Genomic DNA, 19,502 nt, shown 5'->3' on the forward strand with positions numbered 1-19,502 from the left:
ATGGCGAGCACAAGCTCGAACTCGTCGCGCAGGACAAGGCCGGCAACACCTCCGAAGAGACGAAGACCACCGTCGACGTCGACACCGAAGCACCCACGGCACCGGTCGTCACCAGCCCGTCCGACCTCACCGATGGCAAGGGACCCATCACCGGGACCGCTGAACCTGGCGCCACGGTGATCATCCGTGACGAGGACGGCAACGAACTCGGCCGCGGCGAGGCCAACGACGACGGCGACTTCTCCATCGAACTCGACGAGCCACTCACGGACGGGGCACACGACCTCGAACTGATCGCGCAGGACAAGGCCGGCAACACCTCCGAGCAGACGAAGACCACGGTCGACGTCGACACCGAGGCCCCGGCGGCACCCGTCCTCGAGGCGTTCGACGACATCGTCGACGGCACCGGCATCGTCCGGGGCTCGGCAGAACCCGGCTCGACGGTCGTCATCCGCGACGCCGACGGCCGCGAGATCGGCCGTGGGACGGCTGACTCCGACGGGCGGTTCGCCTTCCGGACGACGGTTCCCCTGGAGCCGGGAGCCCACCTGCTGTCGGTCGTCGCCGTGGACCGCTTCGGTCACGTCTCACCGGGCTCGAGCATGCTCGTCACGCTCGTCCCCGAGAGCGAAGGCGAGGGCGAGGGCGAGAGCGACAACGGGGCCGGAACGGGAACCGCGTTCCCGGGGGTCGTGGCCCCGGGCACCGGCACGCAGCTCGGCATGACCGACGACCACACCGCGCCCGCTCCGAAGACCGACGAAGCCAGCACCCCCGGCACCGTCACCACCAACCGGGAGCTCGCCTTCACCGGTGTCGAGCTCGGCGGCTGGCTCGCCGCCGCGCTCACCGCACTCGGGCTCGGCGCCGTCCTGCGCCTGCTCGCGCGCCGACGCGAAGGCGACGTGCGCGGCGACTGAGCCCCGGACTGCGGACGGGAGGCCCGGATCACGTACCCGACGAGGGGACGCGATCCGGGCCTCCCGGCTGTCACGACGCTGCAGCGCCCGAGCGCTCAACCCTCGGTCTGCAACGGCTCCTTCGGCAGCTTCCGCACCTTCGCGCGCCGCTTGCGGCGCTCCGGGATCATCGACCGCATCTCCTCGAGCTTGCCGAAGCAGAGCAGGCGGTCCCCCGGCTCGAGGGCGACGCCACTGCGCGGGTTCGGGATGACGTTCGAGCCGCGGTGCAGCGTGAGGACCGTGATGTCACGGTCCCAGAGCCCGGACTCCTTGATCGTCTTGCCGACCAGGTCGGCGTTGGTGTGCACGAGGAGCTCGGCGACGCCGTAGCCGGTCGAGACGGACAGCCGCTGACGGACGTCGATCTCGGGGAACGCGACCTGGTTCGCGATGAAGTCGACGATCGCACCGGCGATGTCGAGGCCGGTGGCGCGCTCGACGCCCTCGAGCCCTGGCGAGGAGTTGACCTCCATCACGAGCGGCCCGTCGTTGCCCTCGAGCATGTCGACGCCGGCGACCTTGAGGCCCATGATCTGCGCCGAGCGCACGGCCACGGCCTCGTACTCGGGCGAGAGCGTGACCTTCTCGACGGTGCCGCCGCGGTGCACGTTCGAGCGGAACTCGTCACCCGAGGCGGTCCGGCGCATCGCCGCCACGACCCGGTCACCGACGACGAGGGCCCGGATGTCACGGCCACGGCTCTCGGCGATGAACCGCTGGATCAGGACGTTCTGCTTCGTGGAGTGCAGGGTCTCGACGATCGACTCGGCGACCTTCGCCTCGGGCGCCAGGATCACGCCGATGCCCTGCGTACCCTCGAGGAGCTTGATGACGACGGGCGCGCCACCGACCCGTTCGATCGCCCCGCGCACGTCGTTGCGGCCGGCCACGAAGGTCGTCGCCGGCATGCCGATGTCGTGCCGCGACAGGATCTGGTTCGCCCGGAGCTTGTCGCGCGAGTTCGTGATGCCGTTCGCCGTGTTCGGCGTGTAGACGTCCATCTGCTCGAACTGGCGCACCACGGCGGTGCCGTAGTAGGTGATCGAGTTGCCGATGCGCGGCAGCACCGCGTCGTAGTCGCTCAGCAGCTTGCCGCGGTAGAGCAGGTCCGGGTCGTCGCCGGACAGGTCGATCGCGAAGCGCAGGGTGTTGAGCACCTTGACCTCGTGACCGCGGTCGAGTGCCGCTGCGCGGAGGCGCTGGGTCGAGTACGCCTGGGGCGCGCGCGACAGGATGGCGAGTTTCATCGAGGGGTTCTCCGCTGGGTCGGATCGACGGCGACGCTCCATCAAAGCATGCGGACGTGGCCACGGAGCATGCGACAGGATGGGCACATGGCCCGAGCTCCGAAGTCCTCCGACAGCGGGCTCGTCGTCGCCGGGTGGCGGGAGTGGGCGGGACTGCCGGACCTCGGCGTGCCGTGGATCAAGGTGAAGCTCGACACCGGCGCCCGGAGCTCCGCGTTGCACGCCTTCGACCTCGAGGAACTGCCCGGCGAGCGGGTCCGGTTCTCGCTGCACCCCTGGCAGGACACCGATGCCGACGCCTCCACCATCGAGTGCGACGTGCACGACCGTCGCATCGTCCGCAGCTCGACCGGGCACACCCAGGAGCGCATCGTCGTCCGCACGCGGATCGCGTTGGCCGGGCGGGTCGTCGAGTCCGAGGTCACCTTGAGCAACCGGGACCAGATGGGGTTCCGGATGCTCGTCGGTCGCGAGGCGCTCCGGCAGGGCTTCCTCGTCGATCCTGCACGGTCCTTCATGGCCGGGCGGGCTCCGAAGGAGATCCGGCGCCGCAACCGCGGTCGCGCCTGAGCGCTCCTGGTCACGCGGCACGGGCCGTTGCGGTGACCGGTCGACGGCCTGGAGGCGCGGTGCGGGGCCGCCACGGGCCTCCCGTCCGTCTCGACGCGCGTCCCGGGCGCGGGCCCGGTCAGTGACCGAGGTGGCGGCCGAGGAAGGCGAGCTGCTGTGGCGCCAGGCGGCGCCAGTACCCGTGCGTGTGGGCGCCGGGTGCGAAGCCTCCGGCCGGAGGCGTGTCGAAACCGTCGACGTAGGTGTGCACCGCCGGCGCGAACCCGTCACCGTTGCCGCAGTCGACGCGGACGGCGACACCGTCCAGGGCGCGCTGCCGCCCGAGGACGGTGTTCGCGCGGAAGTCGGCGGCGTCGTCGAAGGCGCCGCGAGCGGTGTCGGCGGCCGACTTCCAGAGCGCGGGGCTGATGGCCGAGACGGCCCGGACGCGCGAGGCGCCGAGGACTCCACCGAGCCGGAGTGCCCCGAAGCCACCCATCGAGTAGCCGGTCAGGGCGAGGCGGTCCGTGTCGAAGCCGCGGCGGGCGATCAGGGGCAGGAACTCGTCGACGACCATCGCGGCGGGGTCGTCCCCGTCGACTCGTGGGTGCCAGTAGCGGTTGCCGCCGTCGATCGAGGCGATCGCGAACGGTGCTCCTCCGTCGGCGACGTGCGCCGCGAGGAACCGGTCGTAGCCCAGGCTCCGCCCGAAGAACGAGGTGTGGTCGTCGCCGTAGCCGTGCAGGGCGACCGCCACCGGCAAGGGGGTGTCGGATGCCGGGGCCGCGATCGTCCACCCGACGGTGCGGCCGTTCCGAGCGGTCGAGACGAAGGTGCCGGAGGCGGTGGGGACCGCCTCGACGTCGGGGACCGTGCCGTCGGTGCCGTCCAGACCGAGGACCCGGTACAGGGTCGAGCGTCCGGGCAGCAGGCCGAGGTTGATCCCCTCGGCCACGGCTCCCGCGGCGACGACGCCCGTGCCACCGATCAGCAGGGAGCGGCGGGTGATCGTGGCAGCACGCGATCGGGTCATGTGGTGGGCGCCGTTCCGTCTGGGGTGTGTTCCCGGATGAGGGACGCGGCGACGGACCGTGCCGTCGTCGTGTCGAGCGCGGGGTCGCGCAACCGCATCGCAAGGTAACCGGAGACGATGAGCAGCAGCTGGTCGGCGAGGACCTCGGCACGGGGACCGACCACCGGCACCGCCTGTGCCACGAGCCGCCGGCGCAGGGTGGTGGTCTCGAGGTCCAGGACCTGCCGGACCTCGGCGGGGGCGTCGGCGTACTCGGCGGCGGTGCCGAGGAAGGCGCACCAGCGGGAGCCCGTGGGCGTCGAGCGGTAGTCGTCGAGGGCGTCGAACACCGCCAGGAGTCGGCCCAGGTCGTCCCGTTCGGCGGAGACCGCACGGTCCCAGGTGGCGATCCAGTCCTCGTGGCGACGGGTGAGGGCCGCGGCGACCAGGGACTCCTTGCTCGCGTAGCCGCGGTACAGGGTGGCCGTCGAGACCCCGGCCCGTTCGAGGACGGCGTCGATCGGGGTGGCGGCGATGCCCTGTGAGAAGAAGAGCTCCTCGGCGGCGTCGAGCAGCCGCTGCTCGGTCCCTGGGCGCATCACCATGAGAGCACCCTAGGCTCTGAAAAGTGAAACGATCGTTTTCGTTACGACATCGACTGCTCCTGGTGAGCGGACTCGGCCTGATCGCCGCCACCTACGGCCTGGTGCGCCTGGCGTACGGGCTGTTCCTGCCCGACGTGCAGCGCGACCTGGGGCTCCGAGCAGACGCCGCCGGGTGGGTCTCGTCGGGTGCCTCGGCGCTGTACTGCGTCGGTGCGGTAGCCGGGTTCCTGCTCGCCGCACGGATGCCCCGGGGGCTCGTCACGGTCGCGACCCTGGTGGCGGGGGCCGGTTCGATCGGCATGGCGACGGCCGGTGGGCCACCGGCGTTCGGCGTCAGCGCCGTACTCGCGTCGGCGGGTGCCGGACTCGCGTCGCCCGCCCTCGTCCGGATCGTCGCGGCGCGGGTGCCCCAGGCGCTGCAGGGCCGCGCGCAGGCGATCGTGAACGCCGGCACCGGCCCCGGGCTCGTGGGCGCCGGGGTGCTCGCACTCGTGCTGCTGCCCGACTGGCGGACGGCCTGGGCGGTGTCCGGGGTGTTCACCCTGGCCGTCGGAGCCCTGCTGCTCGTGGCGTCCCACGGCGGGGCTGCCGCGTCGTGGTCACCACTGCCCGGTGCTCCGTGGTTCACGGCACACAGAGGGGTCCTCGTGCTTGCGCTGCTGTTCGGGGCCGGGTCCGCCGTCGTCTGGACCTACGGACGTTCGGCGCTGGTGGAGGCCGGCGCGTCGATCGTCGTCTCGGTGTCGGCCTGGATCGCGCTCGGGATCGGCGGAGCGGCCGTCGTGGTCACCGCACGTTGGACGAACGGACTGAGCGCCAGCACGCTCTGGGCGGTCACGGCGGGGTCGGTCGCCGTCGCCGTCGTGGTGTTGGGGGCAGCGCCGCAAGCGACGGTCGCGGCACTGCTGGCGTGTGCCGTGTTCGGCTGGGGCTACACGGCGGCGACCGGGGCGCTGATCGCGTGGACGACCGAGATCGATGCCGAGCGGTCGTCGGCGGGCACGTCGATGCTGTTCGTCGCACTCGTGCTCGGGCAGGCCGTCGGCGCTGCGGGTGCCGGAGCGCTCGTCGGTGCGATCGGGTTCGTCGCGACGTTCGTGGTCGGGGCGGTCGTGACCGCGGCGAGCGCCGTCCCCGCGGTGGTCCGTCCGCCGGGTGGGGTCCGTGCCGTCAGAGCAGCGGGCGGAGCTCGATCTTCCGGTTGCACGCCTCGGACGCCTGGTGCGCCACCCGGGCCGCCGTCTCGGCGTCCGGGAGGTCCATGACCCAGAACCCGGCGACGTACTCGACGGAGTTGCTGGCGGGCCGGGTCGTCGTGTCGGCCGTCGTGTCGACCGCGCCCCCGCGGGCGTCGACCACGATGGCGTCAGCGGGTGCGGAGACCCCGGCGGCGAACACGATCGCGTCGGCCATCCGTTGGTTGAAGGCATCGACCGCTGCGGCTTCGGCGTCGGTCGCGGAGTACGTGTTGCCGACGGCGGCGGCCTGACCGTCGTCGATGACGTTGACGAGGAACTGCATGGCGTCTCCCCTGCTCGTTGGCGGCAGGCTACTCCTGGTCGAACACACCCAGTAGCGTTTCCTGCATGGGGACGACGGCGGAGTGGTCGCGACTGCCGGTGGGGCGGCACGAGTACCGGCAGGACACGGTGCTCGCCGTGGTGCTGGCCGGTGGGCTCGCCGTCACGACCTTCCTGTACGGGTCGGCCGGTACGTACGGTGACGACCAGGCCGAGTGGTGGGTCTCCGCGCTGATGATCGTCGCGAACGCGGCGCCGATCGCGTTCCGCCGACGGTTCCCGATGTCGGTGGCCCTGGTGTCGGCGGTGGCGTTCGCGGCGACGCAGCTGCTCCAGGTGCCCGAGGTCTTCCTCGTCAACTTCACGCTCTTCATCGCGCTGTACACGGTGGGTGCGTGGTGTTCCGACCGGGTGCGGGCCGAAGCGGTGCGCTGGGTCGTCATCGGTGGCATGTTCGCGTGGCTGTTCGTCGCGATCTCGTTCGGGTGGGCGTCACCGAACACCCTGCCGAACGACACGGACTCCCCCGTGGCGCCCTACGTCGCGATCTCGCTGCTCAACATCGTCATCAACGTCATCTACTTCGGCGCCGCCTGGTACGCCGGCAACCGGGCCTGGGCCGCTGCGGTCGCACGACACGAGCTCGCCGAACGCACCGCCGAACTCGCCGCCGAGCGGGAGCGGTCCGCGGCACAGGCCGTCACGATCGAGCGGGTACGGATCGCCCGCGAGCTGCACGACGTCGTCGCCCACCACGTCTCGCTGATGGGCGTGCAGGCGGGTGCTGCACGACGCGTGATCGACCGCGACCCCGCCCAGGCCACCGCCTCACTCGGGGTGGTCGAGGAGAGCGCCCGCACCGCGGTGGAGGAACTCCGGCGGATGCTCGGCACCCTGCGCTCCGACGACGACGCGGACGGCCTCGCGGCCGCCGGGGGCGACGGCCCGAGCACCGAGGGCATCACGCGGATCGCCGAGCTGGCCGAGTCCGCCCGGGTGGCGGGCCACCCCGCCGAGTACGTCGTCGTGGGCGACGAGCGCCCGGTGCCGCCGACGGTGGCCGCGGTGGCGTACCGGATCGTGCAGGAAGCCGTGACGAACATCCTCAAGCACGCCGGCCCGACCGCCCGCGCCGACGTCCGGCTGCGGTACCTGGACGGCGGCGTCGAGGTGGAGGTCGCGGACGACGGGCTCGGTGCCCGTGCCGCCCGGAGTACCTCCGGCAGCGGGCTCGGACACGTCGGGATGCGGGAACGCGTCGCCGCCGTGGACGGACGGATCGAGATCGGGCCACGAGCCCGAGGAGGCTACCTGGTGCGCGCATGGCTGCCGACGACGTGAACGGCACGACCGACCTGACCATCGTGCTGGCCGACGACCAGGAGCTCGTCCGCGCCGGGTTCCGCGTGATCCTGGAGTCCGAGCCCGGGTTCCGGGTGGTCGGCGAAGCCTCGGACGGCGCGCGGGCGGTCGAGGCCGTGCAGGAGCTGAACCCGGACGTGGTCTGCCTCGACGTGCAGATGCCGGGCGTCGACGGGCTCGAGGCCGCGCGACGGATCGCGGCGCTGCCGGACCCGCCGGCGGTGCTCATCCTCACGACGTTCGACAGCGACGACGCGCTGTTCCAAGCGCTCGAGGCGGGAGCGAGCGGGTTCCTGCTGAAGAATGCCTCCCCCGAGCGGCTGATCGACGCCGTGCGGACCGTCGCCGCCGGGGACGCCCTGCTCGCGCCGGACGTCACGCGCCGGGTGATCAGCCGGGCGACGGCGTCGGCTGCGGCGCAGCCCTCGGCGACCACCACGACCGCGACACCTTCGACGACGGGCGAGGACGCGCTCGCCGCCGCCGGGCTCACCGAGCGGGAGACCGAGGTGCTGCGACTCCTCGCCCGTGGCCTGAGCAACGCGGAGATCGCCGCCGAGCTCTACGTCGGTGACGCCACCGTGAAGACCCACGTGTCGAACGTGCTGCAGAAGCTCGCACTGCGCGACCGCATCCAGGCCGTCGTCTGGGCGTTCGAGCACGGCGTCGCCGGCTGACCGAGCCGGGTCGAACCCGCACGAGCCGAACAAGCCCGCACCGTGCTGACCCGCACCCAGCCCGCACCGTGCGCCTTCGTTCAACCCGTGCAGCGTTGACCGCACCGTGCCGCGCCACCACAACGCACCGTGCAACCAAACCCGCACCAGCCCAACAAGCCCGCACCGTGCCCACCACCGCACCCCACGCCCGCACCGTGCGCCTTCGTTCAACCCGTGCGGCGTTGACCGCACCGTGCGCCGCCAGAACGACGCACCGAGCAACCAAACCCGCACGAGCCGAACAAGCGCGCACCGTGCCGACTCGCACCCAGCGCGCGCCGTGCCGAGCCGGGTCGACGCGCGGTCCTCCCCCACGCGGTGGAGCCGACCACCTGGCCAAGTCCCGCCTGGCGGCGGAGGCGGGGCGTGCCTCCCGGCCAATAGCGTCGGACGCAGCGACGACCAGCGTCGCGACGAAGGGGAACGACATGCTCACCATCGAAGGGGTGACCAAGCACTTCGGCGACCGCCGGGTGCTCGACGACGTGGGGTTCACGGTCGGCAGCGGCCGCCTCACCGGCTTCGTCGGCGGCAACGGTGCCGGCAAGACCACCACCATGCGCATCATGCTCGGCGTGCTCCAGGCCGACGCCGGCTCGGTCTCGATCGACGGCACCGCGGTCCGCCCCGCCGACCGCCGCCGCTTCGGCTACATGCCCGAGGAACGCGGCCTGTACCCGAAGATGCCGGTGGCCGAGCAGATCACCTACCTGGCCCGGCTGCACGGCGTCGACAAGCGCGCGGCGACGACCCGCACCGGCGAGCTGCTCGAACGCCTCGAACTCACAGCACATGCCGGCGACCCCGTCGAGAAGCTCTCGCTCGGCAACCAGCAGCGCGTGCAGATCGCCGCGGCGCTGGCACACGACCCCGAGGTGCTCGTGCTCGACGAGCCGTTCTCGGGCCTCGACCCGATGGCTGTCGACACCGTGCTCGGCGTCCTGCGCGAGACCGCGGCCCGGGGCGTCCCGGTGCTGTTCTCGAGCCACCAGCTCGACGTGGTCGAGCGGCTCTGCGACGACGTCGTCGTCATCGCCGGTGGCACGATCCGCGCCGCCGGTCCGCAGGAGGAGCTCCGCAAGCAGGCCGGCCCCGCCGCGTGGGAGCTGCTGGTCGACGGGGACGTCGCCTGGCTCCGCGACGAGCCGGGTGTGGCCGTGCGGGAGTTCGACGGCGGGTACGCGGTCTTCGAAGCCGACGCCACCACCGCCCAGCGTGTCCTGCAGCGTGCTGTCCAGCACGGCGCCGTCGGGTCGTTCTCGCCGCGGGTGCCGCGGCTCAGCGAGGTCTTCCGGGAGGTCGTCCGATGAACAACTCCTTCGTGCAGGCCGTGCGGCTCGTCTCCGCACGTGAGATCCAGGCACGCATCCGCAGCAAGGCCTTCGTGGTCTCGGCGCTCATCCTGATCGGCATGGTCGTCGCGTCGATCGTCGTCGGCGGGATCGTGAGCAAGGCCACCGCCGACGACACCACCCCGGTCGCCGTCGTCGCCGGCGTCTCGCTGCCGACCACCAGTGGGCTCGACGTCACGGAGTCGGCATCGGTCGACGACGCCGAACGGCTCGTGACCAAGGGTGACGTCGACGCGGCGATCGTGCCGTCGGACGACCCGCTCGGCTACAAGGTCGTCGGACTCGACGAAGCCCCGTCCGAGGTCGTCTCGGCGTTGAGCGTCACCCCGCGCATCGAGTTGCTCGACCCGGACGCGCTGCCGGGTGGCCTGGTCTACCTCATCGCCATCGCGTTCGGCGTCGTGTACTTCGCGTCGGCAGTGACGTTCGGCCAGTCGATCGCGCAGAGTGTCGTCGAGGAGAAGTCGACACGGGTGGTCGAGATCCTGATGTCCGCGATCCCGGCCCGGGCGCTGCTCGCCGGCAAGGTGCTCGGCAACAGCATCATGGCCTTCGCGCAGATCGTCGCGGTGGCCGTCGCCGCCATCGTCACGCTGGCGGTGACCGGGCAGGACAACATGTTCGCGATGCTCGGCCCGAGCATCCTGTGGTTCATCGGCTTCTTCGCGATCGGATTCGTGCTCCTGGCGTCGCTGTTCGCCGCGGCGGCCGTACTCGTCTCCCGCCAGGAGGACGTCGGCAGCGTCACCACCCCGGTGATGATGCTCGTGATGATCCCGTACTTCCTGATCATCGTCGCCTACGACAACCCGACGATCCTCGGCATCATGTCGTACGTGCCGTTCAGCGCCCCGATCGGCATGCCCATGCGGATCTTCCTGGGGACCGCCGAGTGGTGGGAGCCGATCCTGTCGCTCGTCATCGTCGCCGCTTCGGTCGTCGCGGTCGTGGTCATCGGCGCCCGCGTCTACGAGAACGCCCTGCTCCGCACCGGCAGTCGCGTGAAGCTGTCGGAGGCGCTGCGCGGCTGACGCCGGCAGATCCGTCAGGTACGGCCAGGAGGCCCGCCCAGCGTGAGCAGATCAGCTCACATCGGGCGGGCCTTCCGTCGTCAATCCGTGCGCACCGAGAAGACGTCGCCCGGCTGGCAGCCGAGCACCTCGCACAGTCGGGTGAGGGTGGAGAACCGGATCGCGCGAGCCCGGTTGTTCTTGAGCACCGAGAGGTTGACGACGGTCACGCCGACGCGGTCGGCGAGCTCGGTCAGGGTCATCCCCCGCTCGGCGAGCAGGTCGTCGAGGTGACAGACGACCGCGTGGCCGTCCTCCTGTTCCGGGGGCATCAGACCAGCCCGGCCTGGTCCCGCACCATCCGCTGCGAGGCGGTGAGCGCGAACCGGAAGCAGACGACGACGAGCAGGCCGAGGTACACGGGCAGGAACTGGTGGTCCACCACCGGCGTGGGCAGGTACCCGTCCCAGCCGAGGCCCGACACCACCCAGTTCCACCCCATGCGGCGGACGAACGACGGCAGGAACCCGGCGGCCAGCACCGCGCCGACGAGCCAGTCGAGGATCCGCGTGGTCGAGCGGTCGAAGAGCCCGCCGCGCGAGATCTTCCAGGCCACCGCCGCCACCAGGGCGATGAGGGTACTGACGAGCAGGACCTCCAGGGCGTCGCCGACGCGGATGTACCCGATCGCACCACCCGGCACGTCGGCGATCGGTGCCCGGAGCACGAGCTGGTCAGACGTCACCGTCGCGCCACCCGGAGGCTGCGGGACGGTACTGGTCTCGCGGATCCGGATCGGCACCACCACGGTGCCCGAGGCGATCGAGTGGACGAGCAGGTCGACGTACCGCCACACCACGATCGCGATGCCGAGCGCACACGAGACGACGTAGGCCAGGTAGGAGTTCCGCCCGCGGGGCGGTTCGTAGACGGGCGTGGTCATGGCTGCTTCCCCTGTCGATCATCGATACCATCGAATTTCGATGCAACGATAAACGATAGGTCCGGTGCCGGCAACCCCTACAGCAGGCCGAAGACCGCCTGCGCCCCCAGGCTCGTCCCCGCCACCAGGACCCAGAGCGCGATGCCGAGCAGCATCGGCCGGAACCCGGCGCGGCGGAGTGCCGCGAAGTCCGTCGAGCAACCGATCGCGGCGAGCGCCACCGTGATGAGGAACGAGGCGGCCGTCGCGAACCCCGGCGCCACGGACGCGGGCAGGACCCCGACCGTCCGGAGCAGTACCACCACGAGGAACCCGATCAGGAACCACGGCACCAACCGGAACACCCGGAACCCGCGACCCGGCCCCGAGGCGGGGGCGAGCTGCTCGCGGGAGGCGCGGCGGGCCTCCAGTCCGGCCAGCCCGATGACGATCGGGATGATCATCAGGGTGCGCACCAGCTTCACGACGACCGCGGTGTCGGTCGCCTGGCGGCCGTAGACCGTCGCCGTGGCGACGACGGACGACGTGTCGTTCACGGCGGTGCCCGCGAAGACGCCGAAGGCGTGCTGACTGATGCCCAGAGCATGCCCGAGCAGCGGGAAGGCGAAGACGGCGGCGATGTTGCAGAGGAAGATCGTCGACATCGCGTAGGCGACGTCCGCACTGACCGCGCCGATGACGGGTGTCACGGCGGCGATCGCCGAGGCACCGCAGATGCCGGTCCCGACGCCGATCAGGGTGCGGAGTGCGCCCGAGACCCGGAGCAGTCGGCCGATCCCCCACGCGGCCACCAGGCAGACGACGAGCGTCGCGAGCATCACCGGCAGGGTCTCACCGCCGATGCGCAGGACCTCGCCGATGGACAGCTGCGCGCCGAGCAGGACCACCGCGAACTGCAGGACCCGGCTGGACGAGAACTTCACACCGGGAGCCAGCGCGGCGAGCGTGCCACCGGTGCGACGCCGGACGAGCCACCCCACGACGGCACCGATCAGGACGGCGGGGACGGGACCGCCGACCACCGGGACGACCCGCCCGACGAGGGTGGCGACGATGCCGATCGCCACGGCGAGGGCGACACCGGGTGCGGCGGCACGGACGGACTGCATGTGAACAGCATGTCGCGCCCGCGGCCGATCGGTGACCGCGACGGGCAGGATGGCACGGTGGAGTACTCCGGGGAACGGTGGGTGCAGCGGCTGCGCGACGGGGAGATGCCGAAGCGGGGGCCGGTGCTGCTCGCGGCGGTCGTCACCACGGCGGTGGGGCTCGCCGCGCTCGTCGCCGAGTTCGCGTTCCCGGACTTCCTGCGCGGCATCGACAGTGCCCGGACGCAGGGGTCGTTCGTGCTGTGGCCGATCGTGGTCACGGGGTTCGGGCTGCTGCTGGCCGCGTCGACGCTGTCCGCCGGGCGAGGCGACCGCCGGACGCTCGCGCGCATCGGAGCGGGCCGGGCACCTCGGTTCCACCTGCCCGTGCTGACGTCCGGCTTGCGCACCTCCGACGACTTCCCGAAGCCCCGCCCGGAGGTCTGGACCGTCGACGAGTTCGGCCTGCACGCGTGGGCACCGTCACGGGACGCGCCGGTGTTCGACCTGCCGTGGGCACGCATCCGGCGGTTCTCCGTCGCGACGAGGGAGTCCCGCGGCCAGCGTGCCGACTTCGGCGTCTGGATCACCACGACCGACGGTGACGACGTGGTCGTGCAACCGCGGTCCACCCTCGGACGTGGGTTCGAAGCCGGACCGGACAAGCTCGACACCCTCGTGCGGGTCCTGCGCACCCTGCAGCGGGAGCTCGGCGTGGCCTCGGCGCCAGCTGACCGTCACTGAGCGGGCGGGGTGTCCCCCGTCATCTCGACCCGGCCGGTCTCGTCATTCCAGGTGAAGGTGGCCGTGGTGAGGCCGGAGGGCGCTGCGTTCGGCTCGCCAGCCTTGGCGAACCGGTAGGTCACCGTGACGGCCGAGTCGCTCTGTCGTTCGACGGTCGGCTCGAAGGCGTACTGCTGGGCAGTGGCCGTGCCGAGGTACCGGCCTTCGTGGAACAGCAGGATCGCGTACGGGGATCCTGCCGTGCCGAACTCGGGTGCGACCACGGACCAGGACAGCGGCGCGCAGGCGTCGTAGCCGGAGTAGTCGGCGTTCGCGGCGTCCCACTTCGCATCCTCGAGTCCGGCGGGCAACGGCAGGGCCGCGATGCCATCGGCCGCAGCCTCGGCACCGCTCGACGGGCCACACGTCGGGGTGGGGGTGGGCGTCGGCGTCCGCGTCGGGGTCGACGCGCTCGCGGCGTCGGAGGGCGGGGCAGTGACGGTCTCGGTCACGGTCGGGGTCGCAGCACCGCCGTCCGCTCCGTCCGCGCCGGAACACCCCGTCAGCAGCGCTGCCAGGGTCGCAGTGGTCAGGATCAGGGCGGCTCTCGTCAGGCGCATGCCTCCACGCTGCCTGCCCGGCCGAGCGGTCGCCCGCATCGTTACCGGGCCGTGTCCCGCACGACGCTCCTGACGGACGCGAGTTGAAGCGACGCGAGCCTGACTCCCGCCCGCGTGCTGCGACACTGCTCCCATGCGGGGGAAGCACCAGGACACGATCGAGGTCGCCGATGACCGGATCGACGGACCGCACGGGCCGGTCCCCATCAGGCGCTACCGACCCCTGGACCGGAGCGGCGGCACGGGATCCCCGACCCTGGTCTGGGTGCACGGCGGCGGGTTCTTCCGGGGCGACCTCGACCTGCCGGAATCCGACGCCGTCGCACGGGCACTCGCCGAGCGCGGCCTGCCGGTCGTGACCGTCGACTACCGCCTCGGACCGCTGCCCGGGCTGCCGTGGCTCGGCCGGGGTGGAGCGCGAGGGCGACGACGAGCGCCGCACGCGCGGGACGAGATCGTCGCCGTCCTCCGCCACCTGCACCACGAGACACCGTCCGGCCTGCTGCTCGGCGGGGCGAGCGCCGGTGCCTGCCTGGCGGCATCCGCGGTCGCGACCGCCCCGCCGCTGGTCGGCCTCGTGCTGACATACGGGTTCTTCCACGCCCGACTCCCGCGCGACCCGGCGGTGCGGCGACTCGTCCGAGGCCACCGGCGGCTCACGCACGCGCCGCTGCTGCTCGACCTGAGCAACCGGGCGTACGCGGGCGGCCGCCCCACTGCGGTCTACCCGGCGCCCGACGACCTCGGCGGGTTCCCCCGCACCCTGGTGATCGACGCCGAGCGGGACGTGATGCGCGCGTCGGGCGAACGATTCGCGGACGAGCTCGAGGCAGCGGACATCGAGGTCGAACGACACGTCCTGCCGGACAGCCGTCACGCGTTCCTCAACCGACCCGGCACGCGGGACTTCGACGACACGATCGAACGCATCGTGGACTGGGCCGGCCGGACCCCCATCCGCTGAACGCTCATCCGCCTGCGAACGGCGGACATCCGGGGACGGCACGCCCGCGGCGGACGTACTCTGGAAACGGAAGCAACGGCGGTTCCGAATCCCCTTCGCCACGCTCCCTGCCGTGGCGCCTCACCACCGTGACGAAGAGTTCCATCGTGACCGAACACCTCATCGAGTACGTCGCCCGCGACCGCACGGGCATCACCGCCGTCGTGACACCGACCGGTGTCATCGACGTGGACACCGTGATCCAGCACATCCGCGCCGGCCACGCGGGGTACTACGTGGCTGCCGACTCGTGGAAGCGCACGCCGGTCCGGAGCATGTCCTTCATCGGCGGGACCTACCTGTTCGCGAACTGGGACGGATCGAAACGGAACATGCTGCACGACTTGGCGTTCCGCTCCCCGACCCGCTCGATCGAGACGCCCCACGAACCGGAGTCGCGGTTCTCGCGGTTCCTCGACGCACTGTTCGGCAGGCGCACACCGCAGCTCTGAGCCATGCCCCCTGCTCGTCACGGCGCATGAACAGACGGGTACGTGGGGTGGAGGTGACCGCCTGGAGGCGCGGCGTGCGTCGCGGACGCAGGTCGCGCCTCCAGGCGGTCGCGTCGGTCAGCGGACCGACTTGATGGGCAGGATCACCAGGGCGCCGAGGATGACGGCGACGCCGGCACCCCAGAGCATGAGCGTGTAGTTCTGGCCACCACCGATGCCGAGCAGGAACAGACCGACGGCGGGGGCGAGCGACTGCGGCAGGGCGTTGGCGATGTTGATGACACCGAGGTCCTTGCCGGGGCGCTCCGGGTCGGGCAGCACGTCGACGATCAGGGCGGTGTCGATGGCGGCGAAGATGCCGAAGGCGAAACCGAGGACGATCTCGGCGAAGTAGAACCCGCCGACGCTGTCGACGTGGGCCAGGATCACCAGGCCGACGGCGGTCATGGCCGTCGAACCCCAGACGAAGGCCTTGCGACGCTGGATCCGGTCGGACACCCAGCCGGAGACAGCGGCACTGACGAGCAGGGCGACCGTGTACAGGAGCACACCGAACGCCACGGCGCCGACCGCTTCGTCCTGCGGGAGTCCGATGCGGTCCTGCATGTAGAGGAGTCGGTACGTCGTGAACATGAACGTGCCGAAGGTGATGAGGAAGCGGCCCCACCAGGCGAGCCCGAAGTCGCGGTGCTTGATCGGGTTCGTCCAGAACGAGCTGATCAGGTTGATCCAGCTGAAGGGCTTGACCGGCGTCGTCGGCAGGTCGTCACGGGCGACGAACGAGTAGACGAGGACCGCGATGATCGCCAGGACGCCCGGTGCGATGAACAGGACCGGCAGGTTGCCGACCAGGTACACGGCCAGGTAGAGCCCGGCCAGGATCGCGATGTTCTGCGCCAGGGCGATGACGCTCGACGCCTTGCCGCGCTGGAACTCCGGCACGTTGTCGGCGAAGCTCGCCGTGAGCGTGGACAGAACCGCGTTGGCGGAGACCTGCGCCAGCACCCAGGCCAGGGTGAGCTGCAGCACGTCGGGCGAGAACGCGAGCCAGGCGAGGGAACCGACGAAGACGACGACACCGCCGACCATCCAGGGGCGGCGACGGCCCCACCGCGTGCGGGTGCGGTCGGAGAGCGCGCCGAACAGGGGGTTGGCGAACAGGGCGCCGAGCGCGCCGAACGGCAGGACGGAGCCGACGACGGTCTCGGGGCTCGTCGGGTTCAGCTCCGTCGCCTTGATCGACATGCTCACGAAGACGGGCGTGAGCAGGGCGACGAACAGGCCGAACTGGGCGAAGCTGAGGCCCCAGAGGTAGCCGCGGCCCACCCGGACGGTGCTGACGGACTGCGTGATGCCCTCGACCGAGAACGCTCGGGACGCCGCGGCGTCCGTGGCGGTGGCTCCGGCGGCTGCGGTGACCGCTGGGGACGCGGTCCCGGCGATGCCCCGCGTGGGTTCTTCCTTCGACGTCGGTGTCGACATGACTCCTCCTTGAGTCACAGGGGCTTCGGCGCCCGCGAATCCCTAGTGCTGCTAGGTGATCGGGACTGTAGCACCGGAAACCTCGTGCCGGAAGGTTTTGTGACGCATGTTTCGTCGGGTGCGGACGCACGTGGCGTCGACGCAGAACGACACCGCCGTTGTCGGAGGACAACGACGGTGTCGTTCTGCATCGACCCGCGGGCCGGAAGGGGCCGCTAGTGCTCGCCGTCCTCTTCCGGGTTGAAGTGCGAGTCGTCACCCGTGTGGCCCGCGGCCAGGCCGTCGGGGTTGTTCGGGATGGTGTTGTCGTCGCCGAGGCCGCCCGGCTTCTCGGTGCCCTCGGAGTCGTTCTTCGGGGTGTCGTGCGTGTTGTCACTGTCGGTCATGAGCTGCTCCAGTGCAGAGATCGATCCGGCAGCACTGCCGCCGGTGGTACTGAGGACTCGGACAGTACGTGGCGCACCTCGGAAACCGCCGTCCAGCCGGAGGCAACGGATGACAGGGACCGGGGCGATCGGTAGATTGTTCAACAACCCGCGAGGACAGGGAGCGTCCGTGACCACGATCGACCTGAACAGCGACCTGGGCGAGGGCTTCGGCGCCTGGGCCATGGGCGACGACGCCGCGATGCTCGACGTCGTCTCCAGCGCCAACGTCGCGTGCGGGTTCCACGCCGGCGACCCGACGATCATGCTCGCCACCGCCCGCGCCGCCGCCGGACGTGGTGTGGCGGTCGGGGCACACGTGGCCTACCGCGACCTGATCGGGTTCGGCCGCCGACCCGTGCACGTCACCCCCGACGAGCTGTACGCCGACGTCGTCCACCAGCTCGGCGCGATGGCCACCACTGCGCACGTCGCCGGCACGGCCGTCACCTACGTCAAGCCGCACGGCGCCCTGTACAACACCGCCTGCGCCGACCCGGTGCAGGCCGAGGCCGTCGTCCGCGCCGTGGCCGACGTCGACCCGTCCCTCGCCGTGCTCGCGCTGCCCGGGTCGGAGCTGCTGCTGGCGGCCGAGCGGCACGGGCTCCGCGCGGTGAGCGAGTCCTTCGCCGACCGCGCCTACGAACCCGACGGCTCACTGGTGTCACGGAAGCAGCCGGGGTCGGTGCTGCACGACCCGGACGAGGTCGCAGCCCGGGTGCTCCGCATGGTCACCGACGGCGTCGCGACCGCCGTCGACGGGTCCGAGATCGCCGTGCGTGCCGACTCGGTCTGCGTCCACGGCGACTCCCCCGACGCGGTCGCGATGGCCCGAGCCATCCGAGCGCTGCTGACCGAGCACGGCGTGACGATCGCGCCCTTCGCACCGTGACGGGTCCCGAGGTCCGCTCCGCGGGCGGCACCGCACTCCTCACCACGTTCGACTCCCTCGCCGACGTCGTCGCCTTCCGCGCCGGGCTCGCGCAGGCTGCCCTGCCGGGGCTGACCGAGGTCGTCTCCGGCGCCCGCACGCTGCTGCTCCGCTTCGACCCGACCACGACGGACGCCGGGCGACTCCGCTCGGAGCTCGCGCAGGTCACTCCGCTCAGCGCCACGCGCGAAGCGCACGACGCCGACCCGCTCGTCATCCCCGTCACCTACGACGGCGAGGACCTCGACACCGTCACCGAGCTGACCGGCATGCGGCGTGACGAACTCGTGGCGTGGCACACCGGACAGCTCTGGACGAGCGCGTTCTGCGGCTTCGCACCCGGCTTCAGCTACCTGACCGGCAGCGATCGGCCGCTCGACCTGCCCCGCCGCAGCACCGCCCGCACGGCCGTCCCGAGCGGGGCCGTCGCGGTGGCCGGCGAGTTCAGCGCCGTCTACCCGAGGACCTCCCCCGGCGGCTGGCAGCTCATCGGCCGCACCGACGTCCCGATGTGGTCGCTCGACCGCACGCCACCGGCGGTCGCCCCCGCTGGCACGCTCGTCCGCTTCGTGGTGGCGGGTGCGGCATGACCGCGCTGACCGTCGTGCAGGTCGGCTACGGCGCGACCACGCAGGACCTCGGGCGCCCGGGCTTCAGCGACATGGGCCTCGGCGCGGCCGGAGCAGCCGACCGCGGGTCCGCAGCGCTCGCCAACCGGCTGGTCGGCAACCGTCCCGACGCGGCCGTCCTGGAGGCCCTGCTCGGCTCCGTCACGCTGCGCGCCGACGCGTACGTGGTCGCGGCCACCACCGGCGCGGCCTGCCCCGTCGAGGTCGAGCGGGCGGACGGGTCGGTCCGCGGGGCGGCGTCACACGAGGTGCTGCTGCTGGCTCCGGGCGACACGCTCCGGATCGGCACCGCGACCGTGGGCCTGCGCGCCTACGTCGCGGTCCTCGGTGGCTTCGCGGTCGACCCGGTGCTCGGCAGTCGCTCGTGGGACTCCCTCGCGCGCCTCGGTCCGCCGCCGCTGTCCGCCGGTGACGTCCTGCCCGTCGGTGACGCCCGGGTGTCGTGGCCGATCGTCGACGCGGTGCCGCAGCCCGAGCTCCGGTGGCCCGACGAGCCGGTCGTGCTCGACGTGGTGCCCGGACCGCGCGACGACTGGTTCACCCCGGAGTGGCGTGCGACCCTGACCGGTCAGGACTTCTCCGTCAGTGCGGACAGCGACCGCGTGGGGGTCCGCACCACGGCCGAGACGCCGCTCGTCCGCTCCGTGGCACGCGAGCTGCCGAGCGAGGGCGTGGAGACCGGTTCACTGCAGGTGCCGCCCGAGGGCTTCCCCGTGCTGTTCCTCGCCGACCACCCGGTGACCGGCGGCTACCCGGTCGTCGCGGTCCTGACACCGTCGTCGATCGACCTCGCGGCGCAGCTCCGTCCGGGCGATCCGCTCCGGTTCCGCATCGTCGACTGACCGACCCGGAACAAGCGCAGGGG

At 71.7% G+C, this 19,502-nt stretch carries 23 protein-coding genes; 13 read left to right on the plus strand and 10 right to left on the minus strand.

Annotated elements, in window-relative coordinates:
• On the plus strand, window positions 1-923 hold a 923-nt coding region (locus tag FFG40_RS00005; RefSeq protein WP_260678753.1), incomplete at its 5' end, for an Ig-like domain-containing protein.
• Window positions 924-1,018: 95 nt separating this feature from the next.
• Here FFG40_RS00005 and FFG40_RS00010 read toward each other — a convergent pair.
• The gene (locus FFG40_RS00010; RefSeq protein WP_027465990.1) at window positions 1,019-2,212 is read right to left on the minus strand and encodes a RimK family alpha-L-glutamate ligase; all 1,194 of its coding nucleotides are present in this window, start codon (window positions 2,210-2,212) and stop codon (window positions 1,019-1,021) included.
• Window positions 2,213-2,299: 87 nt separating this feature from the next.
• On the opposite strand from FFG40_RS00010, the gene FFG40_RS00015 reads away from it, so the two are divergent.
• A complete protein-coding gene (locus tag FFG40_RS00015; protein WP_138801840.1) occupies window positions 2,300-2,782 on the plus strand; it encodes a RimK/LysX family protein in 483 nt (160 codons plus the stop codon).
• Window positions 2,783-2,900: 118 nt separating this feature from the next.
• Here FFG40_RS00015 and FFG40_RS00020 read toward each other — a convergent pair whose 3' ends face one another.
• Together FFG40_RS00020 and FFG40_RS00025 are read right to left on the minus strand one after the other, a co-directional pair.
• Window positions 2,901-3,794 (minus strand): alpha/beta hydrolase family protein, encoded by an 894-nt coding sequence (locus FFG40_RS00020; protein WP_138801841.1) that lies wholly within the window; start codon window positions 3,792-3,794, stop codon window positions 2,901-2,903.
• Entirely contained in the window at window positions 3,791-4,378 is a 588-nt protein-coding gene (locus FFG40_RS00025; protein WP_138801842.1) for a TetR/AcrR family transcriptional regulator, read from the minus strand. Before FFG40_RS00025 ends, FFG40_RS00020 begins: the two co-directional genes overlap by 4 nt.
• A gap of 62 nt (window positions 4,379-4,440) precedes the next feature.
• Between FFG40_RS00025 and FFG40_RS00030 the strand changes: the two genes are divergently transcribed.
• Window positions 4,441-5,643, plus strand: a complete 1,203-nt coding sequence (locus FFG40_RS00030) for an MFS transporter (protein WP_185974045.1) — start codon at window positions 4,441-4,443, stop codon at window positions 5,641-5,643.
• Here the strand turns inward: FFG40_RS00030 and FFG40_RS00035 are convergent.
• On the minus strand, window positions 5,549-5,899 hold the full coding sequence (locus FFG40_RS00035; protein ID WP_138801844.1) for a YciI family protein: 351 nt from the start codon (window positions 5,897-5,899) through the stop codon (window positions 5,549-5,551). The genes FFG40_RS00030 and FFG40_RS00035 overlap by 95 nt on opposite strands.
• A 65-nt stretch (window positions 5,900-5,964) precedes the next feature.
• Here FFG40_RS00035 and FFG40_RS00040 point away from each other — a divergent pair, with 65 nt between their 5' ends.
• The 4 genes from FFG40_RS00040 to FFG40_RS00055 all read left to right on the plus strand — a co-directional run bounded on the left by FFG40_RS00040 (window position 5,965) and on the right by FFG40_RS00055 (window position 10,362).
• Window positions 5,965-7,239: a sensor histidine kinase gene (locus FFG40_RS00040; RefSeq protein ID WP_138801845.1), complete on the plus strand. Its 1,275-nt coding sequence runs from the start codon at window positions 5,965-5,967 to the stop codon at window positions 7,237-7,239.
• Window positions 7,221-7,937: a response regulator transcription factor gene (locus FFG40_RS00045; RefSeq protein ID WP_138801846.1), complete on the plus strand. Its 717-nt coding sequence runs from the start codon at window positions 7,221-7,223 to the stop codon at window positions 7,935-7,937. Before FFG40_RS00040 ends, FFG40_RS00045 begins: the two co-directional genes overlap by 19 nt.
• A gap of 470 nt (window positions 7,938-8,407) precedes the next feature.
• A complete protein-coding gene (locus FFG40_RS00050; protein ID WP_138801847.1) occupies window positions 8,408-9,289 on the plus strand; it encodes an ABC transporter ATP-binding protein in 882 nt (293 codons plus the stop codon).
• Window positions 9,286-10,362, plus strand: coding sequence for an ABC transporter permease (locus tag FFG40_RS00055; RefSeq protein ID WP_138801848.1), 1,077 nt, complete (start codon window positions 9,286-9,288; stop codon window positions 10,360-10,362). The genes FFG40_RS00050 and FFG40_RS00055 overlap by 4 nt, the downstream gene beginning before the upstream one ends.
• 80 nt (window positions 10,363-10,442) lie before the next feature.
• Here FFG40_RS00055 and FFG40_RS00060 read toward each other — a convergent pair whose 3' ends face one another.
• From FFG40_RS00060 to FFG40_RS00070, 3 genes are all read right to left on the minus strand, one after another.
• Complete coding sequence (locus FFG40_RS00060; RefSeq protein WP_071245067.1) at window positions 10,443-10,673, minus strand: helix-turn-helix transcriptional regulator; 231 nt, start codon at window positions 10,671-10,673, stop codon at window positions 10,443-10,445.
• Complete coding sequence (locus tag FFG40_RS00065) at window positions 10,673-11,284, minus strand: hypothetical protein (protein WP_138801849.1); 612 nt, start codon at window positions 11,282-11,284, stop codon at window positions 10,673-10,675. Before FFG40_RS00065 ends, FFG40_RS00060 begins: the two co-directional genes overlap by 1 nt.
• Window positions 11,285-11,361: 77 nt before the next feature.
• Window positions 11,362-12,393 (minus strand): YeiH family protein, encoded by a 1,032-nt coding sequence (locus tag FFG40_RS00070; protein ID WP_138801850.1) that lies wholly within the window; start codon window positions 12,391-12,393, stop codon window positions 11,362-11,364.
• A gap of 57 nt (window positions 12,394-12,450) precedes the next feature.
• On the opposite strand from FFG40_RS00070, the gene FFG40_RS00075 reads away from it, so the two are divergent.
• Window positions 12,451-13,116, plus strand: a complete 666-nt coding sequence (locus FFG40_RS00075; protein WP_138801851.1) for a hypothetical protein — start codon at window positions 12,451-12,453, stop codon at window positions 13,114-13,116.
• On the opposite strand, the gene FFG40_RS00080 is transcribed toward FFG40_RS00075, so the two are convergent.
• Window positions 13,110-13,715 carry an LppP/LprE family lipoprotein gene (locus FFG40_RS00080; protein ID WP_185974046.1) on the minus strand — a complete coding sequence of 202 codons (606 nt, stop codon included), beginning with the start codon at window positions 13,713-13,715 and terminating at the stop codon, window positions 13,110-13,112. The two genes, FFG40_RS00075 and FFG40_RS00080, sit on opposite strands and share 7 nt — an antisense overlap.
• Before the next feature lie 133 nt (window positions 13,716-13,848).
• Between FFG40_RS00080 and FFG40_RS00085 the strand changes: the two genes are divergently transcribed.
• Together FFG40_RS00085 and FFG40_RS00090 are read left to right on the plus strand one after the other, a co-directional pair.
• Window positions 13,849-14,679 (plus strand): alpha/beta hydrolase, encoded by an 831-nt coding sequence (locus FFG40_RS00085; RefSeq protein WP_138801853.1) that lies wholly within the window; start codon window positions 13,849-13,851, stop codon window positions 14,677-14,679.
• A 146-nt stretch (window positions 14,680-14,825) separates the two neighbouring features.
• Window positions 14,826-15,170, plus strand: coding sequence for a hypothetical protein (locus tag FFG40_RS00090; RefSeq protein WP_110864146.1), 345 nt, complete (start codon window positions 14,826-14,828; stop codon window positions 15,168-15,170).
• 117 nt (window positions 15,171-15,287) lie between these two features.
• Here FFG40_RS00090 and FFG40_RS00095 read toward each other — a convergent pair whose 3' ends face one another.
• Together FFG40_RS00095 and FFG40_RS16935 are read right to left on the minus strand one after the other, a co-directional pair.
• Window positions 15,288-16,652 carry an MFS transporter gene (locus tag FFG40_RS00095; protein ID WP_138801854.1) on the minus strand — a complete coding sequence of 455 codons (1,365 nt, stop codon included), beginning with the start codon at window positions 16,650-16,652 and terminating at the stop codon, window positions 15,288-15,290.
• A 215-nt stretch (window positions 16,653-16,867) separates the two neighbouring features.
• Window positions 16,868-17,038: a hypothetical protein gene (locus FFG40_RS16935; protein ID WP_185974047.1), complete on the minus strand. Its 171-nt coding sequence runs from the start codon at window positions 17,036-17,038 to the stop codon at window positions 16,868-16,870.
• A 169-nt stretch (window positions 17,039-17,207) separates the two neighbouring features.
• On the opposite strand from FFG40_RS16935, the gene FFG40_RS00100 reads away from it, so the two are divergent.
• Genes FFG40_RS00100 through FFG40_RS00110 form a run of 3 tightly spaced genes read left to right on the plus strand, consistent with a single transcriptional unit; the run spans window position 17,208 to window position 19,479 of the window.
• Window positions 17,208-17,969 carry a LamB/YcsF family protein gene (locus FFG40_RS00100; RefSeq protein WP_138801855.1) on the plus strand — a complete coding sequence of 254 codons (762 nt, stop codon included), beginning with the start codon at window positions 17,208-17,210 and terminating at the stop codon, window positions 17,967-17,969.
• On the plus strand, window positions 17,966-18,598 hold the full coding sequence (locus FFG40_RS00105; protein WP_138801856.1) for an allophanate hydrolase subunit 1: 633 nt from the start codon (window positions 17,966-17,968) through the stop codon (window positions 18,596-18,598). Before FFG40_RS00100 ends, FFG40_RS00105 begins: the two co-directional genes overlap by 4 nt.
• Entirely contained in the window at window positions 18,595-19,479 is an 885-nt protein-coding gene (locus tag FFG40_RS00110) for a biotin-dependent carboxyltransferase family protein (protein WP_138801857.1), read from the plus strand. The genes FFG40_RS00105 and FFG40_RS00110 overlap by 4 nt, the downstream gene beginning before the upstream one ends.
• Window positions 19,480-19,502: the final 23 nt, after the last annotated feature.

It is taken from the genome of Curtobacterium sp. KBS0715 (assembly GCF_005938005.2).
Lineage (GTDB): Bacteria > Actinomycetota > Actinomycetes > Actinomycetales > Microbacteriaceae > Curtobacterium > Curtobacterium flaccumfaciens.

Excerpts from the sequence above, each read along its gene's own strand:
- FFG40_RS00110 (WP_138801857.1), top strand. The coding sequence starts at position 18,595 with ATGACCGCGCTGACCGTCGTGCAGGTCGGCTACGGCGCGACCACGCAG.
- FFG40_RS00040 (WP_138801845.1), top strand. The coding sequence starts at position 5,965 with ATGGGGACGACGGCGGAGTGGTCGCGACTGCCGGTGGGGCGGCACGAG.
- FFG40_RS16935 (WP_185974047.1), bottom strand. The coding sequence starts at position 17,038 with ATGACCGACAGTGACAACACGCACGACACCCCGAAGAACGACTCCGAG.
- FFG40_RS00035 (WP_138801844.1), bottom strand. The coding sequence starts at position 5,899 with ATGCAGTTCCTCGTCAACGTCATCGACGACGGTCAGGCCGCCGCCGTC.
- FFG40_RS00080 (WP_185974046.1), bottom strand. The coding sequence starts at position 13,715 with ATGCGCCTGACGAGAGCCGCCCTGATCCTGACCACTGCGACCCTGGCA.
- FFG40_RS00055 (WP_138801848.1), top strand. The coding sequence starts at position 9,286 with ATGAACAACTCCTTCGTGCAGGCCGTGCGGCTCGTCTCCGCACGTGAG.
- FFG40_RS00015 (WP_138801840.1), top strand. The coding sequence starts at position 2,300 with ATGGCCCGAGCTCCGAAGTCCTCCGACAGCGGGCTCGTCGTCGCCGGG.
- FFG40_RS00060 (WP_071245067.1), bottom strand. The coding sequence starts at position 10,673 with ATGCCCCCGGAACAGGAGGACGGCCACGCGGTCGTCTGTCACCTCGAC.
- FFG40_RS00050 (WP_138801847.1), top strand. The coding sequence starts at position 8,408 with ATGCTCACCATCGAAGGGGTGACCAAGCACTTCGGCGACCGCCGGGTG.
- FFG40_RS00065 (WP_138801849.1), bottom strand. The coding sequence starts at position 11,284 with ATGACCACGCCCGTCTACGAACCGCCCCGCGGGCGGAACTCCTACCTG.
- FFG40_RS00010 (WP_027465990.1), bottom strand. The coding sequence starts at position 2,212 with ATGAAACTCGCCATCCTGTCGCGCGCGCCCCAGGCGTACTCGACCCAG.
- FFG40_RS00020 (WP_138801841.1), bottom strand. The coding sequence starts at position 3,794 with ATGACCCGATCGCGTGCTGCCACGATCACCCGCCGCTCCCTGCTGATC.
- FFG40_RS00095 (WP_138801854.1), bottom strand. The coding sequence starts at position 16,652 with ATGTCGACACCGACGTCGAAGGAAGAACCCACGCGGGGCATCGCCGGG.
- FFG40_RS00070 (WP_138801850.1), bottom strand. The coding sequence starts at position 12,393 with ATGCAGTCCGTCCGTGCCGCCGCACCCGGTGTCGCCCTCGCCGTGGCG.
- FFG40_RS00045 (WP_138801846.1), top strand. The coding sequence starts at position 7,221 with ATGGCTGCCGACGACGTGAACGGCACGACCGACCTGACCATCGTGCTG.
- FFG40_RS00025 (WP_138801842.1), bottom strand. The coding sequence starts at position 4,378 with ATGGTGATGCGCCCAGGGACCGAGCAGCGGCTGCTCGACGCCGCCGAG.
- FFG40_RS00085 (WP_138801853.1), top strand. The coding sequence starts at position 13,849 with ATGCGGGGGAAGCACCAGGACACGATCGAGGTCGCCGATGACCGGATC.